The sequence below is a fragment of the Paenibacillus sp. FJAT-26967 genome (assembly GCF_001541095.1).
Lineage (GTDB): Bacteria > Bacillota > Bacilli > Paenibacillales > NBRC-103111 > Paenibacillus_F.
This window is the reverse complement of the sequence record NZ_LMXH01000002.1, coordinates 949,767-971,769: the sequence shown is the minus strand read 5'-3', so window position 1 is coordinate 971,769 and position 22,003 is coordinate 949,767. Positions and strand designations below refer to the sequence as shown.

Annotated in this window: 21 protein-coding genes; 13 read left to right on the top strand and 8 right to left on the bottom strand. The window is 42.3% G+C overall.

From position 1 onward, the window contains the following. Nucleotides 1-298 precede the first annotated feature (298 nt). Nucleotides 299-649, bottom strand: coding sequence for a helix-turn-helix domain-containing protein (locus AR333_RS14410; RefSeq protein WP_068776028.1), 351 nt, complete (start codon nucleotides 647-649; stop codon nucleotides 299-301). 1,218 nt (nucleotides 650-1,867) lie between these two features. Between AR333_RS14410 and AR333_RS14405 the strand changes: the two genes are divergently transcribed. Beyond that, nucleotides 1,868-2,776: a hypothetical protein gene (locus tag AR333_RS14405; protein ID WP_068776027.1), complete on the top strand. Its 909-nt coding sequence runs from the start codon at nucleotides 1,868-1,870 to the stop codon at nucleotides 2,774-2,776. Nucleotides 2,777-3,025: 249 nt separating this feature from the next. Here AR333_RS14405 and AR333_RS14400 read toward each other — a convergent pair whose 3' ends face one another. Beyond that, nucleotides 3,026-4,702 (bottom strand): copper amine oxidase N-terminal domain-containing protein, encoded by a 1,677-nt coding sequence (locus AR333_RS14400; RefSeq protein ID WP_068776026.1) that lies wholly within the window; start codon nucleotides 4,700-4,702, stop codon nucleotides 3,026-3,028. Between the two features lie 571 nt (nucleotides 4,703-5,273). Here AR333_RS14400 and AR333_RS14395 point away from each other — a divergent pair. The 11 genes from AR333_RS14395 (at nucleotide 5,274) to AR333_RS14360 (ending at nucleotide 14,821) form a co-directional block, all read left to right on the top strand. Beyond that, nucleotides 5,274-5,513 (top strand): helix-turn-helix transcriptional regulator, encoded by a 240-nt coding sequence (locus AR333_RS14395; RefSeq protein ID WP_068776025.1) that lies wholly within the window; start codon nucleotides 5,274-5,276, stop codon nucleotides 5,511-5,513. Continuing rightward, nucleotides 5,503-5,853 (top strand): hypothetical protein, encoded by a 351-nt coding sequence (locus AR333_RS14390; protein WP_068776024.1) that lies wholly within the window; start codon nucleotides 5,503-5,505, stop codon nucleotides 5,851-5,853. Before AR333_RS14395 ends, AR333_RS14390 begins: the two co-directional genes overlap by 11 nt. A gap of 129 nt (nucleotides 5,854-5,982) precedes the next feature. Further along, on the top strand, nucleotides 5,983-6,204 hold the full coding sequence (locus AR333_RS25435; RefSeq protein WP_367584470.1) for a hypothetical protein: 222 nt from the start codon (nucleotides 5,983-5,985) through the stop codon (nucleotides 6,202-6,204). Between the two features lie 2 nt (nucleotides 6,205-6,206). Continuing rightward, a complete protein-coding gene (locus tag AR333_RS25430) occupies nucleotides 6,207-6,329 on the top strand; it encodes a hypothetical protein (RefSeq protein ID WP_367584491.1) in 123 nt (40 codons plus the stop codon). Further along, nucleotides 6,317-6,460 (top strand): hypothetical protein, encoded by a 144-nt coding sequence (locus AR333_RS25765; protein WP_367584469.1) that lies wholly within the window; start codon nucleotides 6,317-6,319, stop codon nucleotides 6,458-6,460. The genes AR333_RS25430 and AR333_RS25765 overlap by 13 nt, the downstream gene beginning before the upstream one ends. Before the next feature lie 493 nt (nucleotides 6,461-6,953). Then, complete coding sequence (locus AR333_RS24300; RefSeq protein WP_301336123.1) at nucleotides 6,954-7,121, top strand: ester cyclase; 168 nt, start codon at nucleotides 6,954-6,956, stop codon at nucleotides 7,119-7,121. Between the two features lie 368 nt (nucleotides 7,122-7,489). Beyond that, nucleotides 7,490-8,236, top strand: coding sequence for a MerR family transcriptional regulator (locus tag AR333_RS14380; protein ID WP_068776022.1), 747 nt, complete (start codon nucleotides 7,490-7,492; stop codon nucleotides 8,234-8,236). A 22-nt stretch (nucleotides 8,237-8,258) separates the two neighbouring features. Then, nucleotides 8,259-10,343, top strand: a complete 2,085-nt coding sequence (locus tag AR333_RS14375; RefSeq protein ID WP_068776021.1) for a 3'-5' exonuclease — start codon at nucleotides 8,259-8,261, stop codon at nucleotides 10,341-10,343. An 86-nt stretch (nucleotides 10,344-10,429) separates the two neighbouring features. After that, nucleotides 10,430-11,698, top strand: coding sequence for an MFS transporter (locus AR333_RS14370; protein ID WP_068776020.1), 1,269 nt, complete (start codon nucleotides 10,430-10,432; stop codon nucleotides 11,696-11,698). A 715-nt stretch (nucleotides 11,699-12,413) separates the two neighbouring features. Continuing rightward, entirely contained in the window at nucleotides 12,414-13,058 is a 645-nt protein-coding gene (locus tag AR333_RS14365; protein WP_084783669.1) for a carbonic anhydrase, read from the top strand. Then, entirely contained in the window at nucleotides 13,055-14,821 is a 1,767-nt protein-coding gene (locus AR333_RS14360; RefSeq protein ID WP_068776019.1) for a SulP family inorganic anion transporter, read from the top strand. Before AR333_RS14365 ends, AR333_RS14360 begins: the two co-directional genes overlap by 4 nt. Before the next feature lie 232 nt (nucleotides 14,822-15,053). Here the strand turns inward: AR333_RS14360 and flgB are convergent, their stop codons facing one another. The 3 genes from flgB to AR333_RS14345 all read right to left on the bottom strand — a co-directional run bounded on the left by flgB (nucleotide 15,054) and on the right by AR333_RS14345 (nucleotide 18,000). Continuing rightward, complete coding sequence (gene flgB, locus AR333_RS14355) at nucleotides 15,054-15,455, bottom strand: flagellar basal body rod protein FlgB (protein WP_068776018.1); 402 nt, start codon at nucleotides 15,453-15,455, stop codon at nucleotides 15,054-15,056. A 298-nt stretch (nucleotides 15,456-15,753) separates the two neighbouring features. Further along, nucleotides 15,754-17,088, bottom strand: coding sequence for a hemolysin family protein (locus AR333_RS14350; RefSeq protein ID WP_068776017.1), 1,335 nt, complete (start codon nucleotides 17,086-17,088; stop codon nucleotides 15,754-15,756). A 150-nt stretch (nucleotides 17,089-17,238) separates the two neighbouring features. Then, nucleotides 17,239-18,000 (bottom strand): DUF1836 domain-containing protein, encoded by a 762-nt coding sequence (locus AR333_RS14345; RefSeq protein ID WP_068776016.1) that lies wholly within the window; start codon nucleotides 17,998-18,000, stop codon nucleotides 17,239-17,241. Nucleotides 18,001-18,236: 236 nt separating this feature from the next. Here AR333_RS14345 and AR333_RS14340 point away from each other — a divergent pair, with 236 nt between their 5' ends. Next, nucleotides 18,237-19,562: a hemolysin family protein gene (locus AR333_RS14340; RefSeq protein ID WP_068776015.1), complete on the top strand. Its 1,326-nt coding sequence runs from the start codon at nucleotides 18,237-18,239 to the stop codon at nucleotides 19,560-19,562. A gap of 137 nt (nucleotides 19,563-19,699) precedes the next feature. On the opposite strand, the gene AR333_RS14335 is transcribed toward AR333_RS14340, so the two are convergent. Genes AR333_RS14335 through AR333_RS14325 form a run of 3 tightly spaced genes read right to left on the bottom strand, consistent with a single transcriptional unit; the run spans nucleotide 19,700 to nucleotide 21,650 of the window. Continuing rightward, nucleotides 19,700-20,389, bottom strand: coding sequence for a hypothetical protein (locus AR333_RS14335; protein ID WP_068776014.1), 690 nt, complete (start codon nucleotides 20,387-20,389; stop codon nucleotides 19,700-19,702). Continuing rightward, nucleotides 20,386-21,285 carry an ABC transporter ATP-binding protein gene (locus tag AR333_RS14330; RefSeq protein ID WP_068776013.1) on the bottom strand — a complete coding sequence of 300 codons (900 nt, stop codon included), beginning with the start codon at nucleotides 21,283-21,285 and terminating at the stop codon, nucleotides 20,386-20,388. Before AR333_RS14330 ends, AR333_RS14335 begins: the two co-directional genes overlap by 4 nt. Then, complete coding sequence (locus tag AR333_RS14325) at nucleotides 21,282-21,650, bottom strand: GntR family transcriptional regulator (RefSeq protein ID WP_068776012.1); 369 nt, start codon at nucleotides 21,648-21,650, stop codon at nucleotides 21,282-21,284. The genes AR333_RS14330 and AR333_RS14325 overlap by 4 nt, the downstream gene beginning before the upstream one ends. Nucleotides 21,651-22,003 lie beyond the last annotated feature (353 nt).

Below are 22,003 nucleotides of genomic sequence, written 5' to 3'. Positions count from 1 at the left end.
TTTAATGAGAAATATGCAACTGCAACACTAGCTGGCCAGCTGCATATAAAGATATCCATTATTTAGGAGCCTGTCTATAAGACCGTTTCCTTATATTCTATTCGACTATTTTTTTAATTTCGACTTATTTTTTAGATTTTCCAGATAAAAGACCACATTTTTAAGCTTAATGGGATAGATGAGAGGGAGAAGAAGATAAAAAATGTGAACCGGAGTCGTACCTATGGTTCCTTGCAAATATAAAACAAGAAGCCCTGGTATCAAATCAAGGGGTTAAAGAGTATCGAGTTATTAAGTTTTACGGAGTGAACATTTCTTTAAGGACACGATAAGCACGTTGCTGATCGGATTTACTACGTTTTTCTAAGAGGAGTATGATATTCCACAATACCTGGTTATTTTTTGCATCGAAAAACTGCTCACTTGTTTGTGCTTCTTGGATATTGAAAAGAGCTGAAACATCGATATGTAAGGCAGAAGCGATTTTTTCGAGTGTCAGTAACTGCATATTTTGTTCCCCGCGTTCCAAACGTCCTATATATGTACCAGATGTATCAATAGCTTCCGCGAGCTGTTCTTGTGTCATTTTTTGCTGAAGTCTATAATGTCTGATTTTATTACCTACCAACTTCATTATGCTGGATTTCATATGCTTACACCTCGTTCATACTCTAGTGTAGATTAAGCATGCTGTGTATAGCAGAACATTATAAGGTCAATTATCATTGTACTTTTGAGTACAAAAAACTATCTGTATCTAAGAAAATATTACAGATGGGAGCTACTCAATTATTGGATAATTCGCCATCACATTTAAGTTTTGTCCTTATCTTGCTTGATATATACTCCTTGTGTGTCTGCGATGCGAAAAGTTCAATTTAGTTAGACAATATTAAACTTTTGAGTTCTGTAGTCTATAATTTTCCATAGATGACATTCGCTTGCTATGTTGAAAGAGGATATGAACCAGTTAGATAATAATAAAATTAGATTTCAAAACTATGAGATTAATGTGAAAGATGGGGACTGAGTTTAAACATTGCTCTTATATGGGGTAGATGCCGGAGCATTTATCTTTATCTTCAGGAGGTAATTTTTTATTTAATCTGAAATTGTTAATAGAAAAGTAATGATCCGTGAACACAGGTCATAGAAACAGAAATATTATCTTTCCATATTATTGCGGAAAGGGTTGAATAAGTTGAAACTGTACGATCTAAGAATGATCATTGAGAGAGAGTGCGAGCTGCTTTGTCTTTATATTGTTCATTACGGGGTTTTGGAAAGAAGGACGTTGTTTAGTCCCAAGAGATTGAGAATTTGCTCAATCAGCATATTATATAGTTCAAATTGAAACGTCTATTAAAGAGAGGCAACCAACGCTTCAAGTAAGAAACTTTCCGGATCACTTGCATAAATATTTGCAATGACAGCTGCAGCTTTAGTTCTTTAGAGTAATATTTTCATTTGTCTTTTTTCCATTTCGGGGAATATTCTTTTGAAAGCACGGAAGAAGGAAATGAACATTAAAAGTATGAGGAAAATACAAGAAATATGTAAATATTCACTCTTTTTCGGGGCATTATTTCTTATGGTTTTGGTCATCTTATATTCTCTGTCTTTTCCATAAGGGGAATAGCACCTTAATCAATTGCATAAAAATTCTCCCTACTCTATGTGCACGAAAACTATGCGTTCCTAGTGTAAAGTAAATTCCGCTGACAGAAGCTCCATTTCTTTCGAATTGTTTTTTACAAAAAACATCTAAGAAATTACGACAAAAAACCGATAAATATCTTATTCATCCAGTGATAACTACATGTATTTATAAAACGGTTGCCATTCAAATTTAGGGGGATTTTGTAGGATGTCTATTTCTTTGTCCGAAGCCAAAAAATTTGCAAGCGGAGCGGCAAGCCTTGATTTCGCGATCGCACCCGATTACACGGTGGTTGCCGCATGGTTGGCCCGCCGCAGCAGCAGTTTGATGAGCAGCTATGGAGTGCCGGAAGCGGATAACCAGCTCCGGTGGAGCGACAAGCCCAATACTTACGACGACGGTATGGATCCGTCCATTGCGGTAAGCGGAAGCGGCAAGCTTCTTGAAATTCACGAATCGGACGGTCCTTTCACGACACAGATGTGGTATCATATCGGAACGGCGAATAAGAACGTCATCGACTACAAGAAATCGATAAGAGTAGGTATGGATGATGACACCTACGGAGGAGGCAATCCCTGCATCCGTATCAATAATGAAGGCACAGTAGTGGCGCTTTTCCAGACCGATAGCCATCTTATGCTGCTGCATTATTTGGTCGGGTCCATAGTAGGGAATATCGTACAGTGGGGAAGTGTTCACGACCTGCCGATGGGAATGAGGGCGATCTCTCCGAGATTTGCCTTAAACAACAAACATTTGATGGTATCCGCCTTTTTCTCAAACAATCTGTTTGATTCAAACATGGTGATTGCCACTGCGCTTGTTTCGGGAGGGACAATCAACTATCAAGCCTTCGAAACGAGCATGGAAGGCATGTTTCCGTCCGTAGCCCTTGATGATACAGGAAGGGTCTATCTGATGTACCAGAAGGGCAGCTCCATCTATTTCCGTTCGGGACAAGTTCATGAAGAGACGTTTGTCATTAACTGGGACTCGGAGCCCAAGCGAATCGCCGAGGGATATCGTACTGCCTTGGCTGTCCGGGACAACTTGCTCGTATATGGGTACGTCGACGATGACAACAACGCTTACTGTGGAACAGCCGTGATTTAATCGCTTGGTGACGAGGCTTCCATAATCAATCTATAATGCCGTTTTCTTATTCTTAGGTAAGGAGTTACCCACCTGTTTAAAGAGACTTAAATAATATTGAGAACAGGTTAAAGCCCTATGAAAAACCTACTGCCTTATTTAAAGGGAAAGAAAAGTGACGGGGTAACGGATAAATCAGCAAAAGAGCCTCTATTAGAAGAGGCCCCCTTTTTGAATTAGAAGAAAAATCGAAAGCAATCGCATAATGCGTTATTTAAGAAGTCCAGCGGCAGTCAAGTCATCGACATTAAAGTAGACGGTGAAGTCCTTGCTTTCTTTAATGGGGGTAATAAAATTAAATTTCTCCAAATCCTTCACCAAAAAGTAACGTTTCCCGTTTTCTTTTTTGATATGCAATCCGTTAATTTCCGTAGCATCTCCCGAGGAGCTTGTATTCCAATGGCTTGGAAGCTTCAATTCCAACGTGATCTGCTTTTCTGTGGAATTCTTTGTAGGGGCGATAAGGGCATAATCGTCAACGCCTGTTTTACCGGTGAAAGCGAATCTAACCCCGGTCTTTTCCTTCAAAGTGTCCTCATCAATCCAGGTTTCGGTAATTTGTTTATTGATGCCGTTATCATACTTTTTGATCCGAATGTTGCCCGAGGTGGTTTCTCTTACGTCAATTTGATTCCAATTGGATGGGAGAGGGAGACGTACAACTTCTTCGGTTCCCTGCTTGATTACGATTTGTGTATCTTGATGGCTTACTTGATAGATGTTCTGCAGGATTCCTAAAGACATCCACCCGTCGGACAGCTTGGGAGGTTGGGAATTTTTATCTGCATTTTTGACGTAGTATTTATCGTCTGAGTCAATGAACTCCCCTTTATAAGTGCCCGATCGATCATACGCGTAGAATACGACGGTTCCATCCCCATATTTATTATATCCTGAATTTGGAGTTGCCTCGATAGTTGGAGTATCCGGTTTTAGGGTAATTTGGCTTTCGGGAACTTCCATCTGTCCGGTTTCATATAAATATTGATCAACCAGATTATCCGCATTTAAGGCACTTACTTTCAAATAATCTGTATACACATCGCCGAATTTGGAGGAAAACCAGCTCGACGTATATTGGTTGCTGAACGATCCGAAGAATTTGTGAATATCTCTCCTTGTATTTCTTATTGTCCTTCCATCATCGTCGACCCAAGTGATCAATTCGTCCATGTCCATATTGCGGATGTCTTTAACCTGTGTGAGAATCATGCTGCCATTGACTTGATAATAAATCTCCGTCATATCTTCGTAAGGGTGTCCTTTCAGCAGGTTCCAGCCGTTCATCTCACCTTGCGAAGGTATGTGATACATGCCGCTTGCTTCAGGGGACTTGGAGGAGTCTGAAGGTTTAATCGTTATTCCCTCAGGAACAGTGCCGATATAGGCAGTAGCGGTAGCATCATCATATGCAACACCTAATCCTAGAATGTTGGAAACGGCTCGGAGCGGGACATAGGTTCGTCCGTTATACAAAAAGTTGTTGGCTTCTACTTTTTGGAGATTCACCATGAGCGTTATCGTGTCAAAAACCGCATTAATCTCCGTATCCCTTTTTTGTTCCCGTACATCATTCTTGGAGTTATCCGTCTGCACAGAAGGGACGCCTGGCTCTTGTTGCCCCACTGGGATTGTGCCGATATTGGCTATTTTTTCATTCGGGTAAAAAGTGACTGGTAAATCCTTCATCATTTCTGCGATGTTTCGTATCGGAACATATGTACTGCCGTCATATAAAATGGTATTACTAGCCGAAGCTTGTCCATTCACGACAATATTTACCTTGTTAAAATAAACCTGCATGTTTTTCGAAGTTGTAGCAAAGATGCTGCCTTGCGGCGCCAGCAAAACCACTGCTGCACTGATACCAACCAACCATTTTTTCAAATCTTCTGCTCCCCTTTTAGCTATTGTTGAATAAAGTTTAATATATTACCAATAGTTTAGAATACAATAATGTTAACAAATAGAGATAAAAAATGGTACATATTATTTACTAGACAGTGAATAGTTCTTGTAGAAAATTGTCACAAGGAAAAATAACCCAATTAAACGAATGTGTGATATCCTTACGGTTCATAGCCAGTAAGGAGAACAAATCATTAGAAAGGGTTATTTTGTAACTCAACTTTAGCAGATCAAAGATCAGCTTGAATCTTTGCATTAAAACTTGCTTTTCAAGAAATGACCGTCATGTGAATATTATCACCCGATTGCACCACTCTAACCGTTTTTCGCACTACTGAATATCATAAAATGCACCACCAAAAACGATAAATCACACCAAATCGATATGTGAACCTGACGGAATCATGAATTTCGTTAGGTTCTTTCTGCATTCTGGCTCTTGTTAGATCAAAGTAATCTAAACTAAAGTAAAGATATTAGATGTTTTTGTATAAGTTTACTTTACTTTTGTAAAAATTGAATTTATAATTTGATTCAAGAGGTGATGATCATGAAGAAAGATTTTGGCGATTCGATATCAAATAAGGTTTATGAATATCGTGTACTTGCCAGAATGTCTCAGCAAGAATTAGCAGAGAAAGTCGGGGTTTCCAAACAAACCATCTTCGTAATGGAAAAAGGAAATTATGTTCCGACTCTGCTGTTAGCTTTTCGAATTGCCGATTTTTTTAATGTTGATGTAAACGATATTTTTACTTATATGAAAGGAAATGATCAAAATGATAACTAAGTCTATCTCAGATATCCATAACGCAATTTTTTCCCCTTTAAAGTCCTGGGCTGAACAATCTACGGGAAATTGGAATATTCTCATTGGAGTTGGTTTTTTACTGCTTATGGGTAGTGCGATTTTTGCCTATGTATTTTATAAGAAGATTGGGCAAGACGACGAACGGACAAATATAATCTTTTTGAAAAGCAGTTACTGTATGCTGTTGGCAATTATTCTATGTGACATGATTTTTCCTAAAGACGATATGTGGACCATCTTTTTCTTGTTCAAATATACGCTGGCATTTTTAGCTAGTGGGATTTACCTAGCCGTCCAATATAAAAAGGATTTTTCATAAGGAAAGGTCGGGGAGCGGGACTCAACCAAGGATGGAGGATTAGACAATGCTGGTAAATATGCTAACTAAGCGATATGGAAATTGGATCATTGCCTCAGGCACGATTTAAAAGAAAAAACTGATAACATCATGGCTGTTATGCAACCTCTAAAGGTGGTTATTACCAACTATCCGAAGGATGACGTGGAGATGTTATTGATTGAAAACAACAGTGAAAACGAGGCGCTAGGGAAAAGAGAAGTCCCTTTTTCTAAAACAATTTATATCGAGCGAGACGATTTTATGGAGGAACCATCTAAGGGCTTTCACCGACTTAGTCTGAATGCAGAAGTGAGGCTGAAGGGTGCGTAACGATCCACTGGGTTTCTGAGGAGCACGCGATTAAGGCTGATATCCATCTTTATGAGAAACTGCTAATTCACCAAGAAATCCCGAAGGACAGCGAAGATTCAACCCAGACTCGATGGTTACCATAATTAACGTACTAATGGAACCTTTTGTTGAAAAAGATCGTCCAGAACACAAATTCCAGTTTTTACGTCATGGCTATTTTTGCTTAGATAGTATGATTGTAGAACCACTGACCGTCTTGTATTTAACCGTATAGTACCGTTAAAAGATACTTGGAGCAAAAGACTTTAAAAAGACAGGCAGCCGATCTGATTTGAATCGATTGCCTTTTTTTACTTATTTTTTTAAAAGAAAAGAGCGCACAAGGATTGTCGGATGACAAGAATATAGATGCTTAAAAGTCGCGTAGCAGCGGCTTTTTTTGTTTAACTGCGGGGGCCCGATGTTCTTGGAAACAATAATGGGCTCCCCAACGCCCATCGGCTAAGCGATATCGCGCTCCAAGATAGCGGGCTACTTTCCGCCAAAATATTATTTTAACCATGAGAAATAGGGCTATATAGTGTGTGACACGAACGACGACACCAATTGTCGGGTGATAAAAAAATAGTAGCATTAGAAGCCGCTGATTAAGCGGCTTTTTTTATTTATGTTATCAAGTTCTTGTTAAAGCACAATGACAAGAACTTGATAACATTCCCGACAGATGACAAGAACAATGTTACATTCCCGATATAATTTCATCAACGGTGGCTAACGGGCAGGGTGAATGGATCGGTATGAAGCCGACAAATAAAAAACTCACTTTCACTGGGGTCGATATAGATAAGGTAGTAGATGGAAAAATTGTAGAACATGGTGGTGCTGTAAATACTTTTGACACTCTATATGCTGAAGGAATGTTAAAACCTGTATAATAGGATTTTGCATCTTTGAAGAAGAAGCCGTCTCCGAATGGACGGCTTCTTCTGTTTTTTTCCAAAGGGTGACGAAAGATTCTCCAGGTACCAACGTGAGCAAGGTGAATGGTTCCCTGAAGTAATTTCTATTTCAAACCCTCCACTATACCACCACTGTATAAATTGATGTTATGTTTTTCATGATATTAGCATGGCAACGCAGCTTGTAAGGAGGGGAAAGATAAATGTTCATCACGATCAAATTTGTTGGCTGCTGCGGCTGGAGGAAATCATGATCTCAGTCACAGACAGGGTTTTGTCAGGCATGATTCTCTAGCGCTTAAAGTTTTTGCTGCCATATCTAAAGAAAAGGAGGTGGTTTCATCATGCTGTATAAAACCGCTCAAATAGCAGCATTAGTAGGAGTCCATCCCAATACTATACGGCTTTATGAAAAGCTGAAACTGCTTCCTTCGATACCAAGGACTGAAGGCAACTACCGGATCTTTAATGACAGACATCTTCAACAGCTTCGGCTGTTGCGTACTGCCTTCCGCGTGGAGATTATCAGTGACAGGCTCAGGCAGGAAGTCTATGAAATCGTGAAGATTGCGGCAGCGGATGATATTGACGGGGCGTATCAAAGGACATTGAACTATTTAGAGCATTTGCGGATAGAAAAAGTCAGAGCTGAGGAAGCAATCAGCATCGCGCATAATATCATTGAGAACAGCAAAAAATCAGTAGAAACGATTGTGTTCAATGGCAGAGTTGAAGCTGCCAACGCTCTCGGCATCACAAAAGACGTTCTGCGGGATTGGGAGAGAAACGGCTTGATTGAGGTGCCGCGGAATGCCAACGGATATAGAAGATACGGTTCAAAGGAAATGAGCCGGCTGAAAATCATCTCTATCCTTCGGAATGCCCATTATTCCATGATGTCCATTCTGCGCATGTTGAATCGTCTGGATCGTGGAGAAGGAAATATACGAGAAGCTATTGATACGCCAAGTGAAAAGGAAGACATTGTTTTCGCTACGGATCGGTATATTACTGCACTCGACATGGCAGAAGCGGATGCACAGGAAATGCTGAAAATACTTGATGCCATAAGGAAAGGCAATGTCGAATAACATCAAAATTAGGAGTAAAACAATGACAGTCATTTTATCTGATGAAATAGAGCATCTGAACATGATCATGGAAAAATTGGAGGATTCTTTAGAGGAATTGAATCAAACGGTCTCCAGATATGAAGATGAATTTAAGGAATCCATGAAAGATCTTTGGAAAAATAGAAGTAATATGGATTCCATGGAGATTTTTTCAAACGAGCAGGCGATTGGCCGAAATGTAAACTTAGGTGAATTCACCGTAAAAAGGCAAGAAATGATCGAAAAGTTAATGGATTCGCCTTATTTCGGCAGAATTGATTTCAGGCCTAATGATGAGGGCGGAGCAGAGCCGTTCTATATTGGACGGTTTTCTTATGTTGATCAAAAAGGCAATATGCTGATATGCGACTGGCGAGCCCCGATATCCGGGATGTATTACGATTTTGAGCTTGGGCCTGCCTTTTATGATGCTCCTCTGGGAAAGATCGAAGGTGAAATGACCCTGAAAAGGCAGTTTAAGATTAAGAACAGCATTATGGAATATGCTCTTGAGAGCTCAATCGGTATTAGTGACGAGGTGCTTCAAAAAGAATTGAGCCATACCTCGGATCAAAAAATGAAAAATATCATTGCCACCATCCAAAAAGAGCAAAATCAGATTATCAGAAATGAAAAAGCCAATGTCTTGGTCATTCAGGGCGTCGCCGGATCGGGGAAGACATCCATTGCCCTGCACCGGATAGCTTACTTTTTATACAAGTACAAGGACCGATTAGCAGCTCAGAATATTATGATCATTTCCCCTAACAGGGTATTTGCCGACTATATCTCAAACGTACTGCCGGAGTTGGGCGAAGAGCCAGTGAGAGAAACGGGGTTTGAGAATATTGCGGCGGAGATACTGAATAACTCCATCCATTTCGAAAGATTTGCCGAGCAGATTGAACTGACCCTTGAAGGGAATGACAAAAAGCTGGCGGAACGAATTCAATTCAAGTCCTCAATGGAGTTCCTATCCCTTTTGGATGAGTACCTTGAGTATGCGGATGATCATCTTTTCTTCCCCCGTGATTGTTCTTTTGGACAAACTGCCATTTCAAAGGATTTTATCCAAACGAGATATCATGCTCTGAAAGCAAGGCCAATTCTGCAAAGGATGGAAGAAATCGCTGGAAACATGCTTGAGAAAATAAAATCGGAAACCAGAACGAAGCGAAACATTCCCGGAAAAAAAGAGGTTATAAAAAAGTTAGTTTCAATGTTACATTATGATAGTACTTTGTCATTCTATAATGGCTTTTTTGAATATATCAAAAGACCGGATTTATTCTCGCTTAAAAGCAAAAATAAATTAGAAGCGACGGATGTATATCCTTATCTCTATTTAATAATATTTTTTGAAGGGATACAGGGATATGATGACATTAAACATGCCGTGATTGATGAGATGCAGGACTACACACCGGTGCAGTATGCGGTTATTAACAAGCTGTTTCGTTGCAGGAAAACCATTTTGGGTGATTTCGGTCAATCCGTTAACCCTTATAACTCCATTTCACGAGAGGATTTTGTTAAGCTCTACGAAAATACAGAGTACGTAACACTCACGAAAAGCTACAGATCCACCTTTGAAATCATCAAATTTGCTCAGAATATACAAAACAACAGCATTGAGCCTATAGAACGACATGGAAAGGAACCGGAGATTATCCAATGTGATGATTGGATTTCTGAACTGTCTGTGATAGACGATAGGCTTGAGGAATTTAGAAGCAGTGGTTTAGCAACAGTTGGTATTGTCTGCAGATCAATCGTTCAAGCAGATAAATTCTACCGAGAATTGAAAAAGAAACATGAAGTTTCCATCCTGAATTCCGACAGCTCAAAATTTGAAAACGGGATTACCATCACCACTATATATATGGCCAAAGGTCTTGAGTTTGATGAAGTAATTGTTCCTTCCGTAAACTCTGATATTTATCAATCGGAATATGACCGGAGCTTGCTGTACATTGCATGCACAAGGGCTATGCATAAGCTTACACTGACCTATCACGGAGAACTTACAGGCATCCTTAGTTCCATTCAGCGAAGCACAAACGGAATCAACGGTGAACGTGAATAAGTCTCCATTATGCCACCAGTTGAAATGCTGGATGTATACTTTTTTAAGCAATTATTTTTGTGGTGTTTGGTAGGAGGTACAACAACATGAATCTTGATAAAACACAATCTCGAGGCTGGAAGGGAAGAGTTGCGGTTTTTCTGTTCGGGCAGGGCATTTCACTATTCGGCTCCCAACTTGTTCAGATGGCAATCATCTGGCATGTGACGCTGGAAACCTCGTCAGGGATTTGGGTTACGATTCTGACATTGGCTTCATTCGTGCCCCAAATGCTGATCTCACCCATTGCGGGAGTATGGGCGGATAGATACAACCGCAAATTAATCATGATTCTATCCGATGGGGTTATTGCAATAACAACTCTGCTGCTCGCTCTGTTTATGATGTCGGGTAACACCGGCAATGAGGCTCTGCCTGTAATCATTATCGTATCGGCCATCCGTTCTCTTGGTGGAGGAATTCATTCCCCGGCAGTAAACGCTGCCCTTCCGCAAATCGTACCCCAGGAAAAGCTTTCCCGAATAAACGGATACAATGGCACGATCCAGTCCATCGTGCAGTTTGTTTCCCCTATAGCGGCAGGTGCGATTATGGCTATCGGCCCGATCTACAACATCCTTTTTATTGACGTTGCGACTGCCATTATCGGAATCGGTATCCTTACGACTCTAAAAATACCAACACATCAGCCTGTTCCCAAGGTAGAGAAAACATCTGCATTTGAAGAAATGAGGGAGGGGCTCCGCTTCACATGGAATAACAGATTTTTAAGAAAGCTGTTCGCGACTTACGGTCTGTACATTTTCCTGTGCGTTCCTTCGGGATTCCTCGCAGCCCTCATGATTAAACGAACCTTCGGCGACAATATCATGTTCCTGACTGTGAGTGAAGTGGTTGGTTTTGCCGGATCCGTGCTTGCTGGCCTACTGCTCGGTGCGACCGGCGGATTTAAGAACAAAGTTAAGACCCTTTTCTTTGGAATACTGGTTTATGGTGCAACATCATTTGCGATTGGATTCACAAACGACTTTTGGCTCTTCGTAGTGCTCATGTTCTTTATCGGCTTTACGATACCGTTGGCTCAAACATCGGTTTACACACTGGTACAGGAAAAGGTTGAGCCTTCGATGATGGGCAGGGTTTTCAGCTTGCTGCATGTCATGTTTAGCGGGTTCATGCCCCTCGGCATGGCCATCTTTGGTCCTTTAGCCGATGTTGTGCGAATACAGACAATGGTAATCGTGTGTGCTGTCCCGATTATACTTCTTGCTATGAATCTTCGTCTGTCTCGAAGCTTTTATCGAGAGGGAATCTATACTTCGGAAACTAGAGAAATGGGCGATAATCAAGTGTAATATCGTACCCTGTGCACACACTTAAAAGGCTTCTCCAATTATTGTAATTGGGGAAGCCTTTTTTGCATGCAGAAAGCACAAGGAAATGAACAGGTTATAAGTTAGTATGGTCAAAAGTTTGAATTATTAAGGCTTTAAGAGCTTTTACATACATATGTACAAAATACGGATTTTGTGAATAAGTATATAAGGAAATATGTCTGGATGTATTGTTTTGGACCCTTCTCCTGTGGCGTTAATGCAATTTATGAACAAAAGTGTAGTCATTAACAATCGTCATGAAGCTTATATAACAGCAAAAAAGTAAAAGAAAATAGAATTAGAAGCCCATTTAACACTAAACAATACACCTAGTATTAATTTATAATTACTACAATTAACCTGTTATATTTCCAAGTTTAGTGTAACTTTTTTAGAATTTCGAAATTCTTCATGTCTCTTCTTACCACCTATCTAAGTCTAGAAGACTAAGTTCTTCTTTTATATTAACTCTTCATTTTTCTATTGTTTATTGCTTTTTATCAGTATTTATCAGCGTTTATGATATTGAACTAGCTTCGAGTGATAATGTTTCACGAATTGAATAGTATCATTTATCGTTGAATTTTATTGTTTACGAATCCTTTGATGTTAAATTAACATAAACCTGTAAAATAACTATTATTGGAAATAACAACGTTGTTTTCGGTAAAAAATTGAGAGGAGGTTATTTTACATGTCAAGTATTAAAGAGATTTTGAAGCACAACCGGGTTTTCGTCGAGGAAAAGCACTACACCCCCTTTCAGACAACAAAGTATCCGGATCGCAAGATGGTCATTCTTACTTGTATGGATACGAGGCTGCTCGAACTGCTTCCAAAAGCACTTGGAATTCGAAACGGGGATGCCAAAGTAATCAAAAATGCAGGCGCAGTCGTGTCACATCCCTTTGGGAGCATTATGAGGAGTATTCTTCTCGCCATTTATGAACTGAAGGTGCAAGAAGTTTACGTCATCGGTCATCATGAATGCGGTATGGCGAATCTGAAGAGCGCCCCTATTCTTGAAAGCGCTCTACAGCATGGCATACCGGCCGACCATATCGAGACATTGACTTATGCGGGTATTGATCTTGACAGCTGGCTAACCGGATTTAAAAACATCGAGGACAGTATCGCCAATAGTGTTCATATGATCCGTTCTCACCCGCTTTTTCCTGATTCGATCCCCATTCATGGTTTGGTTATTCATCCCTCCACTGGGCAGCTTGACGTTGTCGTGGAAGGACAGCCTATTTTGCCGAAGGAAGGTGCTCGGGTAGCCCATAATACGAATCGGATTTCTATCCAGACTCTGAATGAAAGGCGGGGTGAATTGTGATTAGAGATATCCGTTTCCAGGGGTACACAGCAGGTAATCTGAAAAAAGATCTTGCTGCCGGATTAATCGTGGGAATTGTTGCTATACCGCTTGGTATGGCTTTTGCAATTGCCTCGGGAGTACGTCCGGAATATGGAATCTACACGGTGATCATTGCGGGGCTGCTCGTATCTCTGCTCGGAGGTTCAAAGTTTCAGATAGCCGGCCCTACGGGGGCCTTTGTTCCAGTCCTATTCGCGATCGTTATGCAGCACGGCTATGAAAATCTTCTTATCGCGGGTTTAATGGCTGGGATCATCCTTGTATTCTTGGGTATTTTTCGGCTGGGATCAATCATTCGTTACATTCCAAGGCCGGTTACGATCGGATTCACGGCTGGGATCGCTGTTATTATTTTCAGTGGTCAGATTGCTCATTTCCTTGGTCTTAGTAATGTGAAAAAGAAAGAGAGTTTCCATGAAAATATGCATGAAATCGCTCTGAATCTCGGGACCATCAATGTGTACAGCGTCGCCACAGCCCTACTCTGTCTCGGTGTTATCCTTCTCACGCAGCGTCTGACTACCAAAATACCCGGTGCGCTGGTCGGTCTTATTGCAGCCAGTTTGATTGCGGTTTTCTTCTTTTCAGGCAAAGTCGATACCATTGGTTCCGCATATGGGAATATCCCTAGCGAACTGCCTAACTTCAAATTGCCAGACCTCACTTGGAACAACATTGTAGGTCTTATGCCGGCCGCACTTGTAATTGCGATGCTCGGCGGGATTGAATCTCTCTTGTCGGCCATGGTAGCCGATCGCATGGGCGGGGACAAGCATAACAGTAATAAAGAGCTGATTGGTCAGGGTATCGCTAATATCGTGACCCCTCTATTCGGAGGTATACCGGCTACCGGGGCTATAGCACGTACCGCTACGAATATTAAAAACGGCGCTGCCTCACCCGTTTCGGGAATGGTTCATGCATCAGTCGTGCTTCTGGTTTTGCTTCTTTTTGCTCCCTACGCCTCACATATTCCATTGTCAGCAATGGCTCCTATCTTGATGGTTGTCGCTTGGAACATGAGCGAACGTCATGAGTTCCGGCATGTTTTGAAGACTCGCTCAGGGGACTCGATCGTGCTGGGTCAGACTTTCCTGCTGACTGTTTTTGCCGACCTGACTACAGCGGTAGGAGCCGGACTCGTTCTAGCTGCCGTACTGTTTATTAAAAGGATCAGCGGCACGCTGAATGTAGAAGGTTCTCTTCCTGCACCGGTGCCTCTGATTACCAAATCAGAGGCACCGGGCTGCCCCTGCCCCCAGATCAGTCTCTTCACCATAGAGGGACCGTTATTCTTCGGCACCTCTGCGGTATTCCAGGACTCGATTCAGGAGCACCTCGCTCGCTGCGCTCCCAAACCGATCCTTGTCCTGCGAATGGATGATGTATCCGATATGGATACGACTGGAGAAGCTGCGTTGTCTGAAGTGCATCAAGCCATAAAGACAAGCAAGGGAACACTGCTGCTCAGCGGAGTCAATCCTTCTGTCAGACGTATTCTTGACACCAGCGGGTTAAGCGAAAGTATTGGGGATAAGAATTTGTTTACCCGCAAAGGAGAAGCTATCCCCTATGCGCTGAGACTGCTGGAAGCTTCACGCTGCACTAACTGTAAGAAGCTGGCGTTCGACGAGCGGGCCGAATTGTCCAGATTCGGCCTGAAGACGGGACCGATGGGCATCAAGTCTATTTATGGGCGGGCTAACGGAGTACAGAGTTAGATCTGGGCTCAAAGTTAGATAAGTTAGTTCTTCATACAAGAAGGGCTCTCCACAGACGGTGGACAGCCCTTCTTGCACCTGTCGCCGAGAAGGTGTGTATACACGCATCTCCCCTCCATACCTTAAAATTATCAGCTTGCCGCTTGCAAATAAGCACTGATGCTGCACCTGCATCAGTACTTATTCCTCTATAAAGAAAAAAAGCCCCCTGACCGGAGGCTCAATAAATAAGCTAAGTTAAATTTTTGAGTATTCCGTTCATTTTCTTATAATGTCCGCTGACTCTATCCGCGTAAAAGGAATAATAAAGCTGATTCTTGGCAAGCAAGCTCATCTCACTATCTACATCGACGCTATTCTCGTTGTTGTTAAACACGAAAGGCCCTGTAGTTTTCGTCTGAATAAGGCTTGAATCCTCACGGCCTGGAATTGGGAAATGGAGCTTGTGTGATCGGATTCCTTCTAATTCTTTCGTGTCTCCAGTTGCTTTCCGCAATTCTTCCTCAAACGAAACATATTTACTTTTATAACCGGGTGTATCTGCGTTAGCAATGTTACTAAGAATCGCCTGATGCCTGGCAGCCGCTAAGTCGAGTGCTTTCTCATTCAAACGATTAGTTGAAGATTGAAGCATTGAGTGTCTCACTCCGTTCATAAGTTGCATATTGCTTCAAGATAATTTCACGGGAAGAAAACAGGTTCAGTTCCTTCCCCTCCTCCTTTCCTCGGATCTACGCTAATAAAACAAAAAGCAGCCTCCGCCGGTGTGCCGGCAAAGGCTGCTATACCCGTAAAAGACCAATGCCGAAAGGCAAAGGTCTCGCTAACAACGTTCATCAATAGGACGTCGAATGCAGAGCCGGAGGCTGAAAGGCCACGTAATGACGACTAAGCATTTATAAGCTACTCCCCTTTGAGGGATATGAGATTACTTACAAGTTACCAGCTTCACTTGGATGTGTCAATGCTTCATTTGGATCGGATTGTATCTTCTTCACAATTTCTATTTTCCGGATCCGGTGTTTGTCTTTTTCTCTAACGATAAAAACCCAATCTCCATGCCGCCACTCCACGCCCGTCTCCAGATCAGGATAGTGATTATAGAACCAGCCGCCAATCGTATCCACAACCGAATGTTCAAGATGAATGCCCAGCATGGCATTGATTTCATCTATCAGAGCCACGCCTTGAACCAGGTAATGATCGCTTCCAAGCTTCTCGATCTCAATTTTCTCGTCCTGGTCGAATTCATCCCGGATCTCACCGACGATTTCTTCCAGAATATCTTCAATGGTTATTAGTCCGCTCGTCCCCCCATATTCATCTAGAAGAAGGGCCATATGAACTTGATCCAGCTGCATTCTTTTGAGTAAGGTTTTAACGGGCATAACCTCAGGAACCGTTAGAACAGGCTGAAGCAAAGATTTAAAATCTAAGTCCGGATTGTTATCATAGCGCAGAAAAAATTGTTTGGTGTTCACGAGCCCAATAATATTGTCTTTGCTCTCCAGAACAACCGGAAAGCGTGTATATTGTTCTCTTTTAATGATCATCAGATTTTCTTGAAAAGACTTATTCGCATATAAGCACACCATATCGGTGCGCGGCACCATAATTTCACGGGCCAGCAGGTCATCGAATGTAAAAATACGGTTCACGTATCCGTACTCCGCTTTATTGATTTTGCCGCTTTGATAGCTTTCGGACAGTATGATCCGGATCTCTTCTTCCGAGTGAGCCTCTTCGTGCTCGCTTGCCGGCTGGACGCCGAACATTTTAATAAACCCGTTCGCGGAACCGTTCAGCACCCAAATAAACGGGTACATCGCTTTATAGAAAACGATAATGACAGGCGCCAGCAGAAGAGAAACTTGTTCGGCCTTCTGAATCGCCAGAGATTTCGGTGCCAGCTCTCCAAGCACCACATGCAGGTAGGTGATCAGGGCAAAGGCGATGACGAATGACAAAATGTGACTCATGTTTACACTAATCCCGAAACGGTCGAATAGCGGGAACAAAATTTTCTCTACCGTCGGTTCCCCCAGCCAACCCAGACCGAGCGCTGTAATGGTGATCCCAAGCTGACAAGCGGATAAATACCCGTCCAGGTTGCTTGTTACCCTTTGGACGGCAATCGCATTTTTTCTGCCTTCAAGAACCAGCTGATCGACCCTGCTGGGACGAACGCGTATAATAGCAAATTCGGTGGCGACAAAGAAGGCTGTCAAAATAATAAGAAGCGCGACCAAGAACAAATTAAGGAGCACGAGGATCTTCCTTCCGGGATTCAGGATACACACCGGCCATCAGCCTGGAGCTGAACGTCCTGCATAGTGGCTAGTTTGTGTAGAAGTCACCCTGGACATGCACAACAAAAAAAGAGTCGTTCTATAGAACAACTCCTCACATTCTTACTTCTATAGGAATAAGGTTGCATTGAAATAGCGTCTGGCAAGTGTGTGAAAGTACGAGGTTTGAATCGAGATAACCGCGATAAACAAGATGTTGCGAATCTCTTCCTTCTGTTTCTCAGTCACATCCGTAATCTGAGCGGCGAACTTCTCTGCCGATGATCTAATCACGTTCTCGGCGAGCAGATCATGGTTTCGGTTACCGTGATCGTGACCCACTGTATCCAGCAGTTGGTCGTTGTTGGCGTCAAGTTCTTCGAACATAGCCGTGTATGTGCTGTAGAGTTTCATCGGACTTATTAAGTCATCGCTATCGATATTGGGCTTGCCGAGTATAATATCAAACAGCTTGCGTATAGATACAAAATCAAGGTTGGATTTGAGGTCATCGATTATAAACAGCAGCGCCGCTTGATTCAGTGAATATTTTTTGCCCACCTTGGGGGAATCAAAAAATTCTTTGAAGTCTCTTTTCACCCAGTTCTGCATGGAAGTGATGGATAGTTGAGAATATTCGATAAGCTGGCCAAGGGCTGCAATCTCCTGTAGGGAGAATCCTTTGATCTCATTGCCCTTGATTAGTTTCTCAATGACCGGAGGCAATGTTGTTGATAAAAAGGCAGGCAACGCTGTACCCTTCTCCATGTCATAGCGATGGTTTTTCATCCATGCATGTTGCAGAACCTCTATGGGTTTGTGGCGGTGTCGGCCGTCTAAAGAGAGTAATAGGCAAGCCATCTCTTTTCGTGTCAGTGTAAAAGATTCCATAGATGGTCCTCCGTACTTTTAATTTCAAGTTCATATGAACTTATCATACGCCTAGTCCTTTAGCTTGTAAAGACCAGATATCCCATGAAAAATGGATGTATAATCAGATTTTTTAGAAAATATCCTCTTTCATTGCCTGTGAGGGGTAAAAACTGAGTTTGTCAGGTTCCGCTAAGTTCGTTATATTAGTTCATAAGAACTTATATTTTATACATAAAGGATTGTGACGATGAAGTATGGGCAGTATAGGGTTAAATCTTTTCTTGGTTGCCGTTTTAATCTTTTTAACCGCGTTTTTCGTTGCGACAGAGTTTGCCATCATTAGAATAAGGGGCAGCCGGGTCGATCAATTGGTTCTCGAAGGACGTAAGAACGCGTTAGCTGTACAGCAAGTAACGAGCAACCTGGATGGTTATTTATCCGCATGTCAACTTGGTATTACGATGACCGCTCTGGGTATCGGTACACTCGGTGAACCAACCGTAGAGAAAATACTGACACCTCTTTTCGATCAGTGGAATCTCAGTCCTGATCTCAGTCATTTGATTTCCTATACCGTTGCTTTCGTCTCGATGACGTATCTTCATGTCGTAGTCGGCGAACTTGCACCTAAATCATGGGCGATTCAAAAAGCTGAATTCATCTCATTCCTGGTTGCTAAGCCTATTATCTGGTTCTATAAAATCTTGTATCCGTTCATCTGGCTCCTTAACGGGTCTGCGAATGCCCTTATTAAATTGTTCGGAATGAAGCCTGCCAAAGAGCACGAAGACGCCCATTCGGAAGAAGAACTTCAGATCATTCTCTCCGAGAGCTTCCAGAACGGTAAAATCAACAAAACCGAATATGGTTATGTAAGCCGTATCTTCGCATTTGATGAAATGCTGGCCAAAGAAATTATGGTTCCGCGTACAGACATGATCTGTTTGTTCACTAATCTATCCCTGCAAGACAACATGGAAATTATCCGTAGAGAACAATATACCCGTTTTCCGATCGCAACAGACAGTAAAGATAACATTGTCGGCATGATTAACACCAAACAGCTCTTCCTGGAACTTGAGATTAATCGCGAACTTGATTTCAGAACGCTGGTTCATCCGGTTCTTACGGTGTCAGAAGTAACGCCAGTCAAGTCTTTGCTCAAGAGAATGCAGTCAGAACGGGTTCATATAGCCGTACTGGTTGACGAATATGGCGGAACATCCGGTATCATTACCATCGAAGATATATTGGAAGAAATCGTCGGAGAAATCCGGGACGAATTCGATGCGGACGAACGTATCGATATCGAGAAACTTGATGAAAACTGCTACCTGCTCGACGGTAAAGTTTCCCTGAATGAATTAAGTGACCTGACGGGCAAGAATTTTGATGACGAAGAAGTTGACACCGTGGGCGGTTGGCTCTACAGCCGTATGACCGAGCCTAAGATGGGTAAAAAATATATTTATGAAGAACTTCACTTTATCGTACGTGAAGTCAGCAAGAACCGCATCCGCAAGGTGGAAATGATTATCGAAGACAGCGCGGAGAAAGAAATTGCAAGCGGCAGCCAGTAGGTCTGCCAATTCAAAAGGCCCAAGCACTCTTAAGTGCTTGGGCCTTTATTTGATTAGGGACTAACCCAGCTCCCATCCATAGCTAATGCTAATGAATTACGGATCGTTAGTTACATAATAAATAATATGTTACCTTATTAACGCACACCTGATCTGCGAAGCAATAAATAAGTAATCATGGCATAGACGAGTGTCAGAGGAATAGTACTTAAACTTATTTCGAAAGCGGAATGACTTGCCAGCCATTGAAATAACGATATCCAGAGTTCTTGGCGTGAGATTATGAAAACCAAGAGTGAACTTAGAATGAATAAGGCGGCAAAAAAGAGAAGAGTTCCTTTACCGCCAAACCGCTGATAAATACTTCCTACACCGAATCCGAGGATACCCAAATTTATCAGTATAAGGAAATATAAAATCATTTGCTGAAACAGGGAACCATCGTTCAAATAGGGCAGATTAAAAAAGTGCAGCTGGGTCCCCCACGAATTCGTCCATACCTCCATTCCGGACAAAAGCATCAAAATGATAGAGGTAATAAAACTTGCAATACTTATCATGAGAATCGTGCCAAGAAGATAGTCCTTCCTCCGGATACTAAAGTTTAAAGCAAACGGAAAAGTCTGTGTAACCGCAATAATTCCTGCAACAAACATATAGACAACTATCGAAGAAATGCCGCCTGTATAGAAACCCGTCTTGCTGGTGAACGCCAGACTGATTGTGTAGTTAACCAAGAAACTAGCGAATAGAATACCCCACGGAACGTATACCCACCCTGTGATCTGCCTGAGATGGATATTCAAAGCCCCCTGAATTCTGCTCATCTTCCGTTCCCCACCCTTTCGTCGAGGTTAGATTTCGTCATATGGACAATCAGCTGCTGCAGCGATACCGGAGATACCTCCAGGCCCATTTCAGCCGCCAGTGACCTCTCCTCAGACTTTAACGCCCCCATTATAGTAGCCGAGAGCATAGATACGAACGGTTCGAGGTGTATGACTTCTTTACCGGTAATAAAGGATTGGACAGAAGAAGTGCTTCCTACAACCGTATAGGCGCGTCCGCGCAAAGCATCCGCATCTTCATTCAATAAAAGCCGGCCCTTATCTATCAGGATGATATGCTCAAGCAGCTTGCTGACTTCGTCTATCAGATGGGTAGACAGAATAATCGTTCGGGGATGCATCGCATAATCTTCAATCAGCAGATCGTAGAACAGCCCCCGTGCAACCGCATCAAGTCCGAGATAAGGTTCATCAAAGATCGTTAATTGAGCACGGCTGGCCAGCCCAACAACTATCCCGGCAGCCGATAGCATACCCCGTGACAATTTTTTCATCGTGCGGTTCAAGGGAAGCTGGAAATCCTCGATAAGCTTCAGCGCATACTCCTCATCCCAATTCGGGAAAATTTCCTGGGATACTTTCAATACATCTTTAATACGGAAAGAATCCGGATATTTCTGGCTTTCTTTGATAAAACATATTTGCCGAAGCACATCGTAGTTCTCGTATGGATCTTCGCCGAATATTTTTACGTCCCCGGACGTTGCAAACGATTGGGATGTGAGCATCTGCATGATCGTCGTCTTACCCGCTCCGTTTCTGCCAAGAAACCCATAGATTTTATTACTTTCTAGCTTGAAGCTTACATCTTGGACGGCCGTTATATTGTCAAAAGACTTCGTCAGACGGTTAACCTCAACAGCATGATTGATCATAGTTTGCCTCCTGAGCGGATCATATCCGTTAATTGATCGGTTGTAATGCCCAGCTTCTCCGCTTCTCTGATCATTGTAATGACATATTGCTCATAAAATTCAGTCTTGCGTTTCTCCATCAAAACAGTTCGTGCACCCTCTGCGACAAACATACCGATCCCCCGCTTCTTGTATAAAATACCTTGATCAACGAGTAAATTTACACCTTTTGCCGCCGTTGCAGGATTAATATGATAATAGGCGGCGAATTGATTGGTTGATGGCACTTGTGTTTCTTCCGGCAGCCGCTCCTCCATGATGTCATCTTCTATTTTCTCCGCTATCTGCACAAAAATCGGCCGGCTGTCATCAATCATAAAGCCCATTAGGTATCCTCCAATCCTTACAGGTTACATGGTTAGTTGCTAATGTAATTAACCATACAAGAGATGAACTTGATTGTCAATAGACGAATCATATTCTCCTTGCTTTTAATGATTAATCTTGATATGGTATACAGTCATATTCATGGACATTGATTTCGCGAAGATGGGCTAATTGGTGGCCGCTGCTTCTCGAGCGTCCTTTCCAGGAACAGAACCGGTAATCCCATTGATGTATAACATTCGTTCCATAGCAAAAAAGCCATCTATTCCCCTATCTTGTGGGTAATCGGATGGCTTTTTTAATTTTGTGATCCCATTAAAAGGCTTCTTGCTCCCCGGTCACCGTGTCGCCG

Coding starts and splice junctions, on each gene's coding strand:
- AR333_RS14345 (WP_068776016.1), bottom strand. CDS start 18,000: ATGGAATCTTTTACACTGACACGAAAAGAGATGGCTTGCCTATTACTC.
- AR333_RS14370 (WP_068776020.1), top strand. CDS start 10,430: ATGAATCTTGATAAAACACAATCTCGAGGCTGGAAGGGAAGAGTTGCG.
- AR333_RS14395 (WP_068776025.1), top strand. CDS start 5,274: ATGAAGAAAGATTTTGGCGATTCGATATCAAATAAGGTTTATGAATAT.
- AR333_RS14335 (WP_068776014.1), bottom strand. CDS start 20,389: ATGAGCAGAATTCAGGGGGCTTTGAATATCCATCTCAGGCAGATCACA.
- flgB (WP_068776018.1), bottom strand. CDS start 15,455: ATGCTTCAATCTTCAACTAATCGTTTGAATGAGAAAGCACTCGACTTA.
- AR333_RS25765 (WP_367584469.1), top strand. CDS start 6,317: ATGGTTACCATAATTAACGTACTAATGGAACCTTTTGTTGAAAAAGAT.
- AR333_RS14390 (WP_068776024.1), top strand. CDS start 5,503: ATGATAACTAAGTCTATCTCAGATATCCATAACGCAATTTTTTCCCCT.
- AR333_RS14330 (WP_068776013.1), bottom strand. CDS start 21,285: ATGATCAATCATGCTGTTGAGGTTAACCGTCTGACGAAGTCTTTTGAC.
- AR333_RS14380 (WP_068776022.1), top strand. CDS start 7,490: ATGCTGTATAAAACCGCTCAAATAGCAGCATTAGTAGGAGTCCATCCC.
- AR333_RS14375 (WP_068776021.1), top strand. CDS start 8,259: ATGACAGTCATTTTATCTGATGAAATAGAGCATCTGAACATGATCATG.
- AR333_RS14340 (WP_068776015.1), top strand. CDS start 18,237: ATGGGCAGTATAGGGTTAAATCTTTTCTTGGTTGCCGTTTTAATCTTT.
- AR333_RS14325 (WP_068776012.1), bottom strand. CDS start 21,650: ATGGGCTTTATGATTGATGACAGCCGGCCGATTTTTGTGCAGATAGCG.
- AR333_RS14410 (WP_068776028.1), bottom strand. CDS start 649: ATGAAATCCAGCATAATGAAGTTGGTAGGTAATAAAATCAGACATTAT.
- AR333_RS14405 (WP_068776027.1), top strand. CDS start 1,868: ATGTCTATTTCTTTGTCCGAAGCCAAAAAATTTGCAAGCGGAGCGGCA.
- AR333_RS25435 (WP_367584470.1), top strand. CDS start 5,983: ATGGCTGTTATGCAACCTCTAAAGGTGGTTATTACCAACTATCCGAAG.
- AR333_RS14365 (WP_084783669.1), top strand. CDS start 12,414: ATGTCAAGTATTAAAGAGATTTTGAAGCACAACCGGGTTTTCGTCGAG.